General features: G+C 46.5%; 12 protein-coding genes. 4 read left to right on the top strand and 8 right to left on the bottom strand.

The window, feature by feature from the left end; all coding sequences use genetic code 11:
- Together QZY95_RS14680 and QZY95_RS14675 are read left to right on the top strand one after the other, a co-directional pair.
- On the top strand, positions 1 to 703 hold a 703-nt coding region (locus QZY95_RS14680; RefSeq protein WP_290924875.1), incomplete at its 5' end, for a DUF2867 domain-containing protein.
- Positions 704 to 798: 95 nt separating this feature from the next.
- Positions 799 to 987, top strand: coding sequence for a hypothetical protein (locus tag QZY95_RS14675; RefSeq protein WP_290924873.1), 189 nt, complete (start codon positions 799 to 801; stop codon positions 985 to 987).
- Between the two features lie 209 nt (positions 988 to 1,196).
- On the opposite strand, the gene QZY95_RS14670 is transcribed toward QZY95_RS14675, so the two are convergent.
- From QZY95_RS14670 to QZY95_RS14635, 8 genes are all read right to left on the bottom strand, one after another.
- Entirely contained in the window at positions 1,197 to 3,233 is a 2,037-nt protein-coding gene (locus QZY95_RS14670; RefSeq protein WP_290924872.1) for a methyl-accepting chemotaxis protein, read from the bottom strand.
- A gap of 234 nt (positions 3,234 to 3,467) precedes the next feature.
- The gene (gltA, locus tag QZY95_RS14665) at positions 3,468 to 4,901 is read right to left on the bottom strand and encodes an NADPH-dependent glutamate synthase (protein WP_290924879.1); all 1,434 of its coding nucleotides are present in this window, start codon (positions 4,899 to 4,901) and stop codon (positions 3,468 to 3,470) included.
- Positions 4,888 to 5,736, bottom strand: coding sequence for a sulfide/dihydroorotate dehydrogenase-like FAD/NAD-binding protein (locus tag QZY95_RS14660; protein WP_290924870.1), 849 nt, complete (start codon positions 5,734 to 5,736; stop codon positions 4,888 to 4,890). The genes gltA and QZY95_RS14660 overlap by 14 nt, the downstream gene beginning before the upstream one ends.
- A gap of 672 nt (positions 5,737 to 6,408) precedes the next feature.
- On the bottom strand, positions 6,409 to 6,954 hold the full coding sequence (locus QZY95_RS14655; protein WP_290924868.1) for a Fe-S-containing hydro-lyase: 546 nt from the start codon (positions 6,952 to 6,954) through the stop codon (positions 6,409 to 6,411).
- Positions 6,954 to 7,790: a fumarate hydratase gene (locus QZY95_RS14650; RefSeq protein WP_290924866.1), complete on the bottom strand. Its 837-nt coding sequence runs from the start codon at positions 7,788 to 7,790 to the stop codon at positions 6,954 to 6,956. The genes QZY95_RS14655 and QZY95_RS14650 overlap by 1 nt, the downstream gene beginning before the upstream one ends.
- Positions 7,771 to 8,565, bottom strand: coding sequence for a fumarate reductase iron-sulfur subunit (locus QZY95_RS14645; RefSeq protein WP_290924865.1), 795 nt, complete (start codon positions 8,563 to 8,565; stop codon positions 7,771 to 7,773). Before QZY95_RS14645 ends, QZY95_RS14650 begins: the two co-directional genes overlap by 20 nt.
- Positions 8,566 to 8,576: 11 nt before the next feature.
- Complete coding sequence (locus tag QZY95_RS14640) at positions 8,577 to 10,466, bottom strand: fumarate reductase flavoprotein subunit (RefSeq protein WP_290924864.1); 1,890 nt, start codon at positions 10,464 to 10,466, stop codon at positions 8,577 to 8,579.
- Positions 10,467 to 10,484: 18 nt separating this feature from the next.
- Positions 10,485 to 11,150, bottom strand: coding sequence for a succinate dehydrogenase/fumarate reductase cytochrome b subunit (locus tag QZY95_RS14635; RefSeq protein ID WP_290924862.1), 666 nt, complete (start codon positions 11,148 to 11,150; stop codon positions 10,485 to 10,487).
- A 1,099-nt stretch (positions 11,151 to 12,249) separates the two neighbouring features.
- On the opposite strand from QZY95_RS14635, the gene QZY95_RS14630 reads away from it, so the two are divergent.
- The gene (locus QZY95_RS14630) at positions 12,250 to 13,161 is read left to right on the top strand and encodes a LysR family transcriptional regulator (RefSeq protein WP_290924860.1); all 912 of its coding nucleotides are present in this window, start codon (positions 12,250 to 12,252) and stop codon (positions 13,159 to 13,161) included.
- A 231-nt stretch (positions 13,162 to 13,392) separates the two neighbouring features.
- Complete coding sequence (locus QZY95_RS14625) at positions 13,393 to 14,853, top strand: carbon starvation protein A (RefSeq protein ID WP_290924858.1); 1,461 nt, start codon at positions 13,393 to 13,395, stop codon at positions 14,851 to 14,853.
- Positions 14,854 to 15,004: the final 151 nt, after the last annotated feature.

Genomic DNA, 15,004 nt, shown 5'->3' with positions numbered 1-15,004 from the left:
GACCCGTGTCCGGCAGCAGACCGTTGATACCAGCTGGACTGATGCAGGGGAACCGGAAATTCCAGAATGGGTTACCTGCGGTGACAGTGCATATGCCGGAGGTACTACGCTTTATTCAGCTCATGCCGTGCAGATACGCGATACCATGGAACAGGTATGGAATGTTGTGAAGTGCATCGGCGGTACGAACGGATGGTATAAAGATGACTATCTGTGGCGTATTCGTGGATTTATGGACAAAATGGTCGGAGGTCCCGGGCTTCGGCGTGGTCGACGTGATCCGGACGAATTGTATATCGGCGATGCTCTGGATTTCTGGCGTGTACTGGATATCCAACAGAACAGACGTTTGTTACTTCTTGCAGAAATGAAACTTCCCGGTGAGGCGTTATTGGAGTTTACCTTGCTCCCTATCCCGAATGGTGAAAAAGGAGAAATGGTAACAGAGCTTAGGATGATTGCCTATTTTCATCCTCGCGGATTGTGGGGAATGATGTATTGGTATTCGTTGTTTCCAGTACACCTTGTAATATTTAAAGGAATGCTGAAAGCAATTGCGAAGAAGGCACAGGGCGATATCGTGAAAGGGCCTTGGCGGATTAAGTACATTGCGTTGCAACGTTGTTCATTGGAGACAATGCAGAAGATTACAACGGTAGAAAGTTCAGAGAAAAAGGCAGAATCTGGGGAAAAGGAAACGTAGGCAGATGTACCTAAGGGGTATGAGAAGTCTCAGAATAGTCAATTGACACTCACACATGGCTCACCGTACCATGCGGCGCAATGTAAGGAGTAACCATGTCTAAAGAAGCACCAAATTTTGTAGTTCGAGGCATATTTATCGGGGCATCCATCGGTATCATTGGATATCTTGTCGGTTTTCTTCCCAACCTTCCCCGTGCGATTGCGCTAGGCATGGTTCCCGGTTTTGTTGCCGGTATTACCCTTGCCCGAGCCCATAAAGCAAAAAATAAAGACGACGAATAATCGTCTGAAATAAGACCAGAGTGCTGTCAAAGTACCTGTCTTAAGCAAAGAGGGCGTATCAGCAAACGTTTTCTGTCGGCACTTGTTCTTTTTAGTGCCCTGATTGATTTACATAAAGAAAAAGGCTGTTCTATTGAGTAGAACAGCCTTTTTTATGGTCGTCGGTGCGTTCAGAGTGGGTATCTGGCAGCAACCTTGTTCGGGAAGAGTTAAGATTTCAACTCGATAACAACCTGCTGAAGCTTTTGTGTCATTTCAGCCAGTTCATTTACTGCAATGGCAGATTCGCGCATGGCAGAAGCGGTTTCCATTGCAATGCGGTTGATTTCGTCGGAGCTGCGTCCAATCTGTTCGGATGTCGCAGACTGCTCTTCACTTGCAGAAGCGATAGAACGAACCTGATCGGCGTTTGCAATGGCAACTTCAACGATTGCCCGCAAAGACTCGCCTGCTTCGTTTGCAAGGCCTGTTGAGTGAACAACAACCTTGGACGTTGCCTGCATTCCTTCAATATTATCTTTTGAAGCAACCTGAATTGCCTGAATGGCTTCTTCTACTTCGCGAGTGGCCTGCATTGTCTTTTCTGCAAGCTTACGTACTTCGTCTGCTACTACGGCAAAGCCGCGACCAGCCTCGCCTGCACGGGCAGCTTCAATTGCTGCGTTCAATGCCAGAAGGTTAGTCTGGTCAGCAATGTCTGTAATTACAGTCATAACACTGCCGATGTCTTCAGCGCGATCGCCGAGGGAACCAAGGCTTTCTGTAAGCTGCACAGAGCGGTCATTAACTTCATCAATGGATTGAACCACTGAGGATACCACATCCTGACCTTCTTCAGCCTTCAATTTAGAATCATCAGCATGTGAGGCCGCTGCTGTGGCATTGCGTGCAACTTCAAGCACGGTCGCATTCATTTCTTCAATGGCAGTAGCTGTTTCGCTGGTTCGCTCAAGCTGTAATTCAGCACCGCGGCTGGATTCGTCAATCTGTGCGGCAAGTTCTGTCGCTGTTGTTGTAATATGCTCAACAATTGCCTCAAGCTGTGCTGCGGCTTGGAGCATACCTTCGCGTTTTGCTTTTTCTGCTTCCTGACGAGCTTCATCAGCTTCCTGCATAGCAACATGTGCCCGCTGGGATTCCTGTTCGGCTTCTTCAGATTTCTGTTCCGCTGTTTTAATCATTTTGCGAAGATTTACTGTCATCTTGCTTAATGCGCCGGCAAGCACACCAATTTCATCTTTGCGATCAACATCAAGTTCCTGATCTAAGGAACCTTCAGCTACAGCTTCCGCAAAGCGTACACTTTTAATAAGTGCTGCGACAATCTTGTGAACAATGAAGAAGATAACAAGACCGGTAAACAGTACTACGATTGATGCTGTAATAAAGTTTGAATTACGGATTGAAACAATGGATGAGAAAATATCATCAACGTTTGTAGCAATACCAATGCGCCATCCGGTGATAGGCTCTTTACGGTATGTTACGATTTTTTCAATTCCGCGCCATTCATAGCGTATTGTACCGGAGTCATTAGCTGTAAGCTTTTTGCCCCAATCAAAGTCAGTGAGTCTTGATTTTAAAATTGTTGTCGGGTCAGGGTGCGCACAGAGGAAGCCAGAGTTAGCCATCAGGAACGCATAGCCTGTTTTACCCATTTTAATAGGTTTGATGTAGTCGTTGGAGAACGTGGTAAGCTTTACAATACCGATAACAGCACCAACGGTTTTACCGCGATCCGCAATTGGAATGGCAATAACAAAGATTGGCTTACCAGTACTTTTACTGCTGATTGCGTCGGAAATAGCAATTGAGCCTTGCATGGCTTTTTTGAAGTATTCCCGATCACTGATATCGATTTTCCCTACCAAATTAACATCAGAGTATACGGTATTAATACCATCTTTATTTACGATACCTACAGCTTGGTAGTATTCGTACTCTTTAACCATGTTTTGGAAATATGATGTAGCTCGAATATAGGCCGTTTGGTTTAAGCCGTCACTCAAAAGAGCTCGTTTAATAGACCCGTTACCTGCTGCAATTGAAAGATCTTTTTCAATATCTCCAACCCAGTAGGTGATTTGAGTTTGAAGACTTTTGCCAATCTGTTCAGACTGGTCAATCATAGTCTTTTCTAAGATAGATTTGGCTTCTTTGAATGATAGAAATGAGGCAGTTCCCATTCCGACAATGATGATGAGCAATGTCGGTAGTAAGAGCTGCGCCTTAAGGTTGAACTTCATTGCTTCCCTCCCGCGTGGTCATGAGTTGAGTGGCAGTTTTTTTTGATCATTCTTGTGCAGAAAATGATTATTGTGTCCCCGTTCAAAACCTATCGGCGTAAAAAAATAAAACGTTATATTTTTCCTGAAAAAATTATATAAATCGGTATTTTGATTTGAACAGTTTGAAATTCAAGAAGACAAAAAAAGAGGCAGCCCGAAGACTGCCTCTTTTAAGGATTTTTTTGATGAAAACTAGTTTTCTACACCGAGACGGCGAGCAATTTCCTGTGCAGCTTTACGGCCTGCACCCATTGCAAGAATAACTGTTGCAGCGCCGGTAACAATGTCACCACCTGCATATACATCAGATATTGAAGTTTCATTGGTGTCTTCGTCTACTTCAACATAACCCCATTTGTTTAACTTCAAGTCTGGTTCATTTTCCAGAAGAACAGGGTTAGGTCGAGTACCAACAGCGATAACAGCGAGGTCTGTTTCCAGTTCGTATGTTTCACCTTCAATCGGCAGAGGACGGCGACGGCCGGACTCATCCGGTTCACCCATTTTCATTTTCTGCAGAGTAACAGAAGCAAGGTTGCCTTTGTCGTCACCTTTGAACTCAGTAGGGTTCGCAAGTACTTCAAGGATAATGCCTTCTTCTACAGCATGTTCAATTTCTTCATGTCGAGCAGGCATAGCGTCGGCAGTACGACGGTACACAATGTGTACTGATTCCGCACCGAGTCGTTGAGCAGTTCGTGCGGCATCCATTGCTACGTTACCACCACCGTAAACAGTAACCTTGCGGCCTTTGATGATCGGGGTATCGTAGTTAGGGAAGTCGTATGCACGACCTAAGTTGACACGGGTGAGGTATTCGTTTGCGGAGAATACACCGCAAAGGTTTTCACCGGAAATATTCAGGAAGCGAGGCAGGCCTGCGCCAACACCGATGAATACAGCCTTGTAGCCCTGTGCTTTCAGATCTTCGATAGAGAAGGTTTTGCCGCCGACATAGTTGGTAACAAAATCAACCTGAAGGTCTTTAAGTGCACCGACTTCTTTAGCAACAATATCTTCTTTAGGCAGACGGAATTCAGGAATACCGTAAACAAGTACGCCACCTACTTCGTGAAGAGCTTCAAAAATAGTTACTTTGCAACCACGGCTTGCGAGGTAGCCGGCAACAGTAAGGCTGGAAGGGCCGGAGCCGATACAGGCAACTTTTTTCTCTTCATCAATGAAAGGACACTCAGGCTTAGCGCTGATGAGGTCACATGCGTCCATATGCATGTATTCATCAGCAACAAAACGCTCAAGGCGACCGATAGCAATCGGCTGCTCTTTAGCATTAAGAATACAGGCTCCTTCGCACTGAATTTCCTGCGGACAAACACGACCACAGATAGCAGGGAGGCTGTTTGTGCTTTTGATGATGGAGTAGGCTTTTTCAATATCGCCTTTGGCTACTTCAGCAATGAAATCTGCAATAGGAACCTGTACAGGGCAGCCCTGTACGCATTTAGGTTTCTTACAGTTCAGACAACGGGAAGCTTCTTCCATTGCCATTTCTTTGGTGTAACCAAGAGCCACTTCTTTAAAGTTGCGGGCGCGCTCTTCAGCCGGCTGGTTAGGCATTGGTACGCGCGGGGCAATCTGTTTTTTAGTCTTTTTAGCTGTTGTCATTGCACTTGCACCTGCAGTGATGGTCGAAAGATTCTTTTTCATGGCAGGAAAATGCTGCCAGTCTCTGTCGTAATTCACCAAAGTCTACTTTGTGGCCGTCAAATTCAGGGCCGTCTACGCAAGCAAACTTGGTTTCTCCGCCTACGGTAACACGGCATGCGCCGCACATACCGACACCGTCAACCATAATGGAGTTAAGGCTAACGGTGGTAGGGGTACCGAAAGGTTCGGTAGTCTTAGAAACAGCAGCCATCATTGGTACAGGACCAACTGCTACTACTTCGATAACAGAGTCGTCTTTTTCAAGGCGGTCTTTCAACAGTTCAGTTACAAGGCCGTGATGACCGTAGGAGCCGTCATCTGTGGAGATGAGAACTTCCGGACAGAACTCTTTGAGTTCATTTTCAAACAGCAAGAGGTCTTTGTTACGGGCGCCGATGATAGCAACAACATGGTTGCCAGCTTCGTGGTGACCCTTCGCAATATGATGCATAGCAGCAATACCGGTACCGCCGCCGACACAGATAACAGTGCCGCCAGTATGGAGATCGGTAGCTTTTCCGAGCGGGCCGCAAAGGTCGAGGATTTCATCGCCTTCGTTAAGCTGCTCAAGTAACGCTGTTGACTTGCCGAGTACCAGATACACAATGGTAATGGTACCGTTTTCAGTGTCAGTGTCAGCAATAGTAAGTGGAATGCGTTCGCCCTTCTCCGTTACACGTAAGATAACAAAGTTGCCGGGCTTAGCTTTAGCCGCAATATGCGGTGCATCAATAACCAGCTTGCTGGTTTGTCCTGGGATTAACTGTTCTTTTTTAAGAATTTTATTAGCCATAATCATACCTGTTCCACCGTGTGAGACAATACAGCGACGATGGAAATGTTAGTGCGTTTGTAGCGCATGTCAGCCTTGAAAAAAGGCCGAACCGATTGCAGCCGATAACAGTATACGTATCGGGGCCTAGAACAATTGTCGTTCGTTAGATTTCATCAATGAAGATGGCTGTGAATGAAGATACATGAAAACCCCTGACAAGTTTTGATGTATCTGGATGTCGCAGCAAAGTGCGCCAGAGATGCGGGGAGCGCCCCGTACGCACCGGCTAACTATACGACGTGCAGCAAGATAAGTATTCTCCTAACACGGCAGTCATTGACTAGTGAAGCAATAACATGCAGCCAAGAAATTTGAACAGCGTTATTAGCTTCGCTGACAATGGAATCCGTGGACGTGGGAATGTCGTTTCGCTTGCATGACTGCACGTTCCGGCTGAATCGCGTTACAACGAACCGTACTCAATTCCCAGTTGTGGTTTGTGATGTGCTGCTTCAGATTACTCCGAAGCAGCACTGTTGTGGTTTACATAGACAACAAATGAATGTGGTTGGCATTCGATGTTATGTATACATACTGGCACAACATATATTGTTGCTGTACTCAATTGCACAATTCTTGTGCGCGCTTCAGCACAGACTACATGTACCGGTATGGTGATCGCTTCTATTGTTAGAAGTCAAAGTTCGGCTTTGCGTACTGTTCATTTCCGTGACAGTCGTTTACGACTAGCAGTGGAAAGTTTGTTACGGTCAATTTGCGTATTGCTTCCGGTCCCAGATCGTCAAAAGCGATAACTTCAGCTTCGTCAATACACTGGGAAAGTAATGCACCGGCACCACCTGTGGCGCCAAAGTATACACCGACATACTCTTCCATTGCTTTGCGAACTTCCGCACTGCGCTTTCCTTTGCCTATTGTGGCCTTCACACCCAGACTGTGCAGTCGAGGGGCGTAGGAATCCATTCTGTAGCTGGTGGTCGGGCCGGCGGAGCCGATAGGTCGGCCTTCCGGTGCCGGACTTGGGCCTACATAATAGATAACAGCACCTTTCAACTCAAAAGGAAGCTCTTCACCGTTATCAAGCATGTCGCATAACCGTTTATGTGCAGCATCTCGAGCGGTGTAGATTGTACCTGTCAGCTTTACCACGTCACCGGCTTTAAGCTTTTTGACATCCTCATCACAAAGCGGGGCGGTCATTTCATAGGTAGCCATTAGATTTCGACCTCCTTGATGCGTGAAGAGTGACACTGCACGTTTACCGCAAGCGGCAGACTTGCAATGTGGCAGGGGCGCATTTCAATTTTAACACCAAGGCTGGTTGTTTTACCACCAAGCCCCATAGGGCCGATGCCGAGTTTGTTGATTTCTTCAAGCAGTTCTTCTTCCATTTTGGCCAGTTCCGGATCGGGATTCGGTTCACTGAGTGGACGGAAGAGAGCTTTTTTTGCAAGGCTCGGAGCAAGATCAAACGTACCGCCGATGCCTACACCGACTATGGTTGGAGGACAGGGGTTTGGGCCTGCTTCTGCCATGCGTCGCACGACAAATTCTTTGATCCCTTCCCACCCTTGAGCCGGAGTCAGCATTGTGCAGCGGGACATGTTTTCAGAACCGCCGCCTTTTGCCATATGTTTAATGTGGATTTTGTCGCCCGGAACAATATCAACATGTACAACTGCCGGAGAGTTATCACCGGTGTTGGCGCGTGTAAGCGGATGACACAGTGATTTACGAAGCAGTCCTTTTTCGTACCCTTCAACCATCGCGTTGTTGATTATATCGATAATATTCCCTTCAACGTGAACTTGATCACCAAGTTCAACAAAGAATATTCCCACACCGGTATCCTGACATAATGGCAGGCCGGATGTCGCGGCAAGTTCTGCGTTTTCCAGCAACTGCCCGAGAATTTCCCGTGCAGATGCAGAATCTTCATTTTCCCGTGCATCTGCAATTGCCTGTTTCACGTCTTCAGGCAGGTAGCGGGCAGCGGTAAGAACAAGGTTTACCACTGCATCATGAATTGTTTCAGCCTTTATGGTTCTCATGGCAACATCCCTTATGCGAGAGTTTGTTAATCAGCGCTTTAGGCAGAATTCCTTTTACAGAGTGCAGGGCAAGCATACGGCGCATGATGCCAAGCTGATCCTGTAAAGGAATATGTTTAGGACAAACGTCTTCGCAGCCAAGCAGTCCCATGCAGCCGAATACACCCTGATCGTTACCGATAACTTCGTAGTAGTTTTCTTCGTTTCTTTCGTCACGAGGGTCTAGATAGAAACGGGCAACGCGGGCAATGGCGGCTGCACCAAGGAAGTCCGGACGCATACGGGCTGTGCCGCAGGCAGAAATGCAGCAACCGCATTCTACACATCGGTCAAGCTCGAATATTTCGTTCGCAAGTGAGTTTTCCATGCGGGCTTCTTCCTGCATTGGATCAAATTCATCATGATCATTGTGCACCCACGCTTCAATACGTTTTCCGGCGTCACGGAACCATACTCCAGTGTCTACGGAAAGATCACCGATCAGTTTGAAAACCGGTAATGGATGCAGGACAATATGATCAGGCAGGTCTTTTGTCTGTGTATGACAAGCAAGGCCGGGGCGTCCGTTAATAACCATGCCGCATGAACCGCAGATACCTGCGCGGCAGCAGAAATCAAACTGCAATGTCGCGTCGTGCTGGTCGCGGATAATATTCAGCGCAATAAACAGGGTCATGGAGTCGTATTCATCGATATGAAATGATTCCATATGCGGTTCAGAATTCGGGTCGAGCGGGTTATAACGGAAAACTTCGATATGGAGACGACGGCTCATAAGTAACTCCCTTACTTTGTATCGTCCGCTGGTGCGGAGTTATTGGATTCTTCGGCTTCAGGAACGCGCAGCTTTTCAGCTGGTATGTCGGCTTTAATGATTTTACCGCCGCCGTATCCGCGTTCTCCCGGAGGAATTTCAAAGTAAGGTGAGGCATCTTCGTATTTGAGAGTCGGCAGGGAATCGCCTTCTTTCCAGTATGCCAATGTTCTGTTGAGCCACTCTTTATCGTTACGTTCCGGAAAATCTTCACGTGTGTGAGCACCACGGGATTCAGTTCGCTTAAGAGCGCCGAAAGCGGTGCACTGAGCGAGCTTAATCATACCCGGTATGCGCAATGCCAGAGAGATTTCCGGATTAAACCCGATGGCGCTGCCTTGCAGACCTATGTTCATGGAACGTGCGTGCAGTTCTTCCAGTTTGTCGACTGCTGTCTGCAGGTCCTTACCATTACGGAAGATTCCTACGTAGTCCATCATTATATCTTGCATTTCATCTCGCAGAGTGATGGCAGATTCTTTTCCTGAGCCGTTGGCAAGACGTTTGATGTGGCTCTCGACTTTACTGTGGGCGTCACGCAGAGCGCTTTGTTTAAAATCTACAGAATGACCTTGCAGGAATTCCACTACTTTTTTCCCGACGTAGCGACCTGCAACAACGGTTTCTGCTAATGAGTTACCGCCGAGACGGTTGAAGCCGTGCATGTCCCAGCATGCTGCTTCACCGGCAGAGAAAAGTCCTGTCAGTCCGTATGCTGCACCGTCTTTATCGGTACGTACGCCACCCATGGAGTAATGTTGTGTAGGGCGAACCGGAATCAGTCCGGTAATTGGGTTTACGCCAAGGAAGCTGGTGCAGATGTCATAGACTTCACGAAGCTTTGTGGTGATATGCTTTTCGCCCAGATGACGGATGTCTAACCAGAGGTGGTCGCCGTATGGAGATTTAACGCCGAAGCCTTTGGCCATATGCTCTTGCATACGTCTGGAAACAACGTCGCGGGATGCCAGTTCAGCTTTTTCCGGTTCATAGTCCGGCATAAAGCGGTATTCATTAACATCGAGAAGCGTTCCGCCGTCACCGCGGCAACCTTCTGTTACAAGAATATCTGTTGGCACTGTGCCTGTCGGGTGGAATTGGATTGCTTCCATGTTGCCGAGAGGAACAAGACCGGTTTCCAGTGCGGCAATCTGACCGCCGCCATCGCAAATAACAGCGTTTGTTGTTGCCTTGTAGATGCGACCGTATCCACCGGTAGCAATTAATGTCGCTGTTGCGAAATAGGCCATGAGTTCGCCCGTGCGCAGACAGCGGACAATAGCGCCGATGCAGTTCTCACCATCATGGATGAGTGCTTCAGCCTGTGTGCGGTCATGGATATTTACATTGTAGCGCAGGCACATGGAGTCGAGTGTATTCAGTACAGAGCGGCCTGTGCCGTCTGCTGTGTAACAAGTACGCCATTTGGCAGTACCACCAAATGCACGGGCATGAATCAGGCCATGTTTTTCTTTGCTTTCCACAGCCTCAAAAGGTTTGCCGCCCTTATAGTAGGTTGCCGGTCCTTGTTCTACGCGGTTCCATGGAACCCCCCAGTGAGCAACTTCACGCATAACAATTGGTGCAGTGTCGGCAAAAATACGTGCAACTTCCTGATCACATCCCCAGTCAGAACCTTTTACTGTATCTGCAAAGTGGACGTCCGGTGAGTCGCCTTCGCCCATAACGCAGTTTCCAAGGGCAGCCTGCATACCGCCTTGGGCAGCAGAAGAATGAGAGCGGCGAGGAGGAACAATGGAAAGACAAGTGGCATCGAAACCAGCTTTAGCAGCCTCAACAGCCACACGTTCTCCGGCCAGACCTGCGCCGATGCATAATAAGTCGGTGTAGAAAATTTGCATACAAATATTCCTTTTAGCTTACATGCCGCTGTGCAGAGGCAGGTACATGAATCGAATAAGGGTGATGAGACCGATAAAGATAAAGCCGCCCATAAGTGCGTTTTCTCTTCGCTTGTACCATGCACGGTTATCGGCAGTGATTACGCCGTATTTGACTCCGATGCGGTAGAAGCCAATGCCGACATGAACTTCTGCAATAGGAAGAAGGATGAGATAAAATGGAAGCCAACCGCCGTGCTGAATACGCGCAGCACTTTTTACTGCAGAGATAGGCAGATCTGTAAGGACAACCCACATATGGATGCCTGCCATAACCAAGATGAGCAGTGCGGTTCCTACCTGTACGAGCCACATCCATGTATCACGGTGCTTCATCATGACACTGTGTTTAAAGAAAGCTTCTGATTCTGAAGCCTTCCACGGCATCTTACGTGCTGCAAGCAGGAAGTGTGTGAAGATGAGAAGACCGATGAGAGGGCCTCCGACCTGCGCCATATAAGTAGCTTCAAAGAACCATGCGATGGCATTCATAAGGCTCGGGCTAATTAGAACACTGGAAACAAGCAGCATGTGCGCCCATAAAAAGAGAATCAGCAGAACGCCTGAAAGCATCTGGAGTACATCCAGTCGTCCTTGAGACTTGGTTTTTGCGGGGGCGTGCAGAGTAATGGTGCTAGAAGTCATTATTCATCCTCCATACAAGTTCCAAAAAAGTTTTTAGTTGTGCGATAATAGGCAAAAAAAACAAACAAATCCACATAGTATCCCAATTATATTGGTAAATTATATGGATAAACAAAAAGTGCATGGTTGAGTGCACATGTGAAAAGGAAAAACTTCCTGTAATGTCAGTGTATTGTCTTTTTTGAGAGTAGATTGGTCAAATAAACAGGGCGGCTATATCAAAGTATGGTGTGACACACAATGGATAGAAAGTGATGCAGCCGAAAAGAACAGGTGTGACAAGGCAAACCTGTATTGAATGTATGGAAAAGGAAAAAAGAAGGCCCGAAGGCAAAGAAGAGTTTTTGGGATTCCCGAGTCTTTTGAAGTGCAAAAGCGAACCTACAAAAGATAACTAAAATGCCCACTGCGTGGAACAAACGTTCCTATGCAGGCGTTATCAAGGCTTAAGTTATCAATGTGCGATGTACGGTATACTTTCTGTACATGAGCATTTTCTTGCTAATAAGTCCGGGCACAGAACGTGCATTGTCTCCAGACTCAAAGCTGTTGCGCATAGGGTAAAAAGAACCTGCTCAATAAAAAACTCAAAAGACCCGGGAAATTCCAATAAACACCATGAGGGGCAGCTCATGGTGTAAATGGTTGATTACGCGTGCTGTCTGCTTCGACTCTGCAATATCTCATTAAACATATACACGTTAATGTACCTGTTGTAAGATAAAGGGGATCGGGCACCGCACATACTTGTCTCAACCAAAAAGCGAAACTCCAAGGAGCAACGCTTTTCCAGTGTGTGCACCGGAAAAGCGCACTCCTTTGAATATCTCTCACGTTGTAGTCTGAAATATGCTAGTAATTTCAGAGTGTTCTACAGCGAGAGATACGCCTGCAAAAGAAAAAATCTCCCGCTCGTGGTACAGGAGATTTTTCAACAAAAAGGAGGAAGAAGGTCATATATATTCTACATATCTTACAAAATATGGCAGTACTCGCAAGATAGTTGAATTCGCGCTGTAAAGAGACAATAACCGGAGTAGATTTAATTTCAAGTTTATAATATTGAAAGATTCATTCATTTTTTTTGAAAGAGGATCCTATGAATATTACCATCAGGCAAATCGAATTATTCCTTTCGCTTATGCGTAATCCGCACATTGGTGCAGTGGCTCAGGAACACTTTCTGACACACTCAGCGGTATCAATGGCGATTAAAGCATTAGAGCAGACTGTGGGTGAACGATTGTTCGACCGAATCAGCAACAGGCTCGTACCCAACGAGAATGGTAAAATTCTTATGGAGTGCCTTGAGCCTGCATTTGAGCAAATACGCGATGTAGAAACGTTATTTAAACGTGATAGAATGGCGGGTGTGCTTCGAGTTGGTGCCAGCTCTACCTTTGCGGACTACATTCTGCCTCAGGTGCTGTATGCGTTTAAAACCAAATATCCTCAGAGTCAGGTTGAAGTTATAAACTTTAACTCTGAACAAGTTGTTGAGCAGGTCGAAAGTGGCGAGATCAACCTTGGTTTTATCGAGGGTGATTATGAATCTCGTTCCGCAGAATTTGAAGAAATTTATAAAGAAGAGCTGGTTGTTGTAACCGCAGACCGCTACATGGCGGGGTTGCAGGAATACCAACTTTCTGAGTTACTTGATCTGGATTGGATTCTGCGTGAAAAAGGGTCCGGCACTCGTCAGACAATGTGGAAACATTTGGGACAGGCCAAAAAAGATTTAAATATCTTTATGGAGCTGGAGCATATGGAAGCCATTAAATCTGTATTGAAAAATCCGGGTACGCTGAGTTGTATGTCGCCGTTCTCTTTCCAGAGAGAGCTCGCAAAAGGGGAGTTGTTCCCTGTGCAGCTTGAAGGAATCCGTTTTAAACGAAGCCTGTTCGCAGTAATGAACAGACAAAAATATCGCTCAAACCTTCTCAATCAGTTTGTATTTGATGTGAGAGAGCACCTTATGAAGATGCTCCCGCAGATAACTTCTGAAGAGTAAAGTTATACATTCACAAGCTTCGACAAGACGGAGTGTGTGAACACTGTTAGTAAATAAAGGGAAAGCCTGATTAATCGGGCTTTCCCTTTGTTTTTTATTTTCTACGTCAATGGTTCTAGAAAAACGTGTGACTTTTCCTTCTCTGTTATCTTATACTGGATCTATAGGTTATTTTTATTCACCGTACGTCAGTACCCACTTTTGGTGAAAAAGTAATTATAGGAGAAGGATATGGTCTATTTCTTTTTAGCGGTGGCTGCGCTTATTGTAGGGTACCTAGTCTACAGTAAAGTGGTAGAAGCTAACTTTGGTGCGGATACGTGTAAGGCTACTCCGGCTTGTCGGCTGGAAGATGGCGTAGACTTTGTTAAGATGAACAAGAAGCAGGCATACTTGATCCAGCTTCTGAACATCGCAGGGTTGGGACCGATTTTTGGTCCAATTCTCGGCGCGCTTTACGGTCCAACTGCTCTTGTATGGATTGTAATCGGCAGTATTTTTGCCGGTGGCGTGCATGACTATTTTTCCGGTATGATGTCAGTTCGTTACGACGGTAAATCTATTCCGGATGCCGTCGGATACAACCTTGGTTCATTTGCCAAGCAGTTCATGAATGTATTTTCCATCATTTTGCTCCTGCTCGTAGGTGTTGTATTCGTTCTTGGGCCGGCTGAACTGCTCGCCAAAAAAATCAGTTTTGGTTTCGACGACGTAGTTAATGCAAAATATGCATGGACTGCTCTGATTTTCGGATACTACTTCGTTGCAACTATTCTTCCGGTAGATAAAATTATCGGTCGGCTCTATCCGCTTTTTGCTGTGACTCTTATCATCATGGCAGTTGGCCTCAGCTTTATGCTGATTTGGGATGGCTACGAGTTTTATCCGAACGGTCTTTCTCTTGCGAACACTAACCCGCAAGGTCTGCCTCTCTGGCCACTTATCTTCATTACCATTGCATGTGGTGCTATTTCCGGCTTCCACGCCACACAGTCTCCATTGATGTCCCGTTGTATTCCTGATGAAAAATGCGGACGTCCTGTATTTTATGGTGCAATGATCGGTGAAGGCCTTATTGCTCTTGTTTGGGCAACCCTTGGTATGACATTCTACAAAACTCCAGAAGCACTTCAGGCAGTAATCTCAAACGGCGGGCCGGCAGCAGTTGTTGACCAGATTTCCGTAACCTTGATGGGACCTATCGGCGGTTTCCTCGCAATTATCGGTGTAATCGCACTCCCGATTACTTCTGGTGATACCGCGTTCCGTTCAGCTCGTCTCATCATTGCTGACTTCTTTAATATGCCGCAAAAAGAAGGCATTAAACGTCTTCTTATTGCTGTGCCGTTGTTTGTGATCGGCTTCCTCATCACCAGAACAGAGTTCTCCGTGATCTGGCGTTACTTCGGCTTCGCGAACTCAACACTGGCAACCGTCGTTCTTTGGACAGCAGGTGTTTACCTTGTTCGTCATGGCAAAAACTACTGGATCGCTGTTGTACCTGCTGTCTTTATGACAGGCGTAGTCAGCACCTATCTTGCTAATGCTAAAATTGGTTTCAACCTTCCGTATGATGTTTCATGCTGGGCAGGCATTGCAGCAAGTATTGGTTGTTTCGTATGGTTCATGGTGAAAAAAGGTTCTCTTGCCAATTCTCCAGACGTCTTTGATGGTCCGGGGCATATTGAGTAGGGTTGTAGAGCCTTCGGCGACCAAAGAGGGAAACCACGTTTTTTGAAAAAACGAGTTTTCCCTCTCTGGACTCTCCCTTCCTTAAAAACAATAGGGGCTGTTCTAGTAAGAACAGCCCCCATTTTATAACTAAAGTCGTGGCGCAAAAGCC

Source organism: Halodesulfovibrio sp. (genome assembly GCF_015482765.1).
GTDB lineage: Bacteria > Desulfobacterota > Desulfovibrionia > Desulfovibrionales > Desulfovibrionaceae > Halodesulfovibrio.
This window is presented reverse-complemented; position numbering and strand designations above follow the sequence as displayed.

Excerpts from the sequence above, each read along its gene's own strand:
- QZY95_RS14650 (WP_290924866.1), bottom strand. The coding sequence starts at position 7,790 with ATGAGAACCATAAAGGCTGAAACAATTCATGATGCAGTGGTAAACCTT.
- QZY95_RS14660 (WP_290924870.1), bottom strand. The coding sequence starts at position 5,736 with ATGGCTAATAAAATTCTTAAAAAAGAACAGTTAATCCCAGGACAAACC.
- QZY95_RS14635 (WP_290924862.1), bottom strand. The coding sequence starts at position 11,150 with ATGACTTCTAGCACCATTACTCTGCACGCCCCCGCAAAAACCAAGTCT.
- QZY95_RS14625 (WP_290924858.1), top strand. The coding sequence starts at position 13,393 with ATGGTCTATTTCTTTTTAGCGGTGGCTGCGCTTATTGTAGGGTACCTA.
- QZY95_RS14675 (WP_290924873.1), top strand. The coding sequence starts at position 799 with ATGTCTAAAGAAGCACCAAATTTTGTAGTTCGAGGCATATTTATCGGG.
- QZY95_RS14640 (WP_290924864.1), bottom strand. The coding sequence starts at position 10,466 with ATGCAAATTTTCTACACCGACTTATTATGCATCGGCGCAGGTCTGGCC.
- QZY95_RS14655 (WP_290924868.1), bottom strand. The coding sequence starts at position 6,954 with ATGGCTACCTATGAAATGACCGCCCCGCTTTGTGATGAGGATGTCAAA.
- QZY95_RS14630 (WP_290924860.1), top strand. The coding sequence starts at position 12,250 with ATGAATATTACCATCAGGCAAATCGAATTATTCCTTTCGCTTATGCGT.
- QZY95_RS14670 (WP_290924872.1), bottom strand. The coding sequence starts at position 3,233 with ATGAAGTTCAACCTTAAGGCGCAGCTCTTACTACCGACATTGCTCATC.
- QZY95_RS14645 (WP_290924865.1), bottom strand. The coding sequence starts at position 8,565 with ATGAGCCGTCGTCTCCATATCGAAGTTTTCCGTTATAACCCGCTCGAC.
- gltA (WP_290924879.1), bottom strand. The coding sequence starts at position 4,901 with ATGACAACAGCTAAAAAGACTAAAAAACAGATTGCCCCGCGCGTACCA.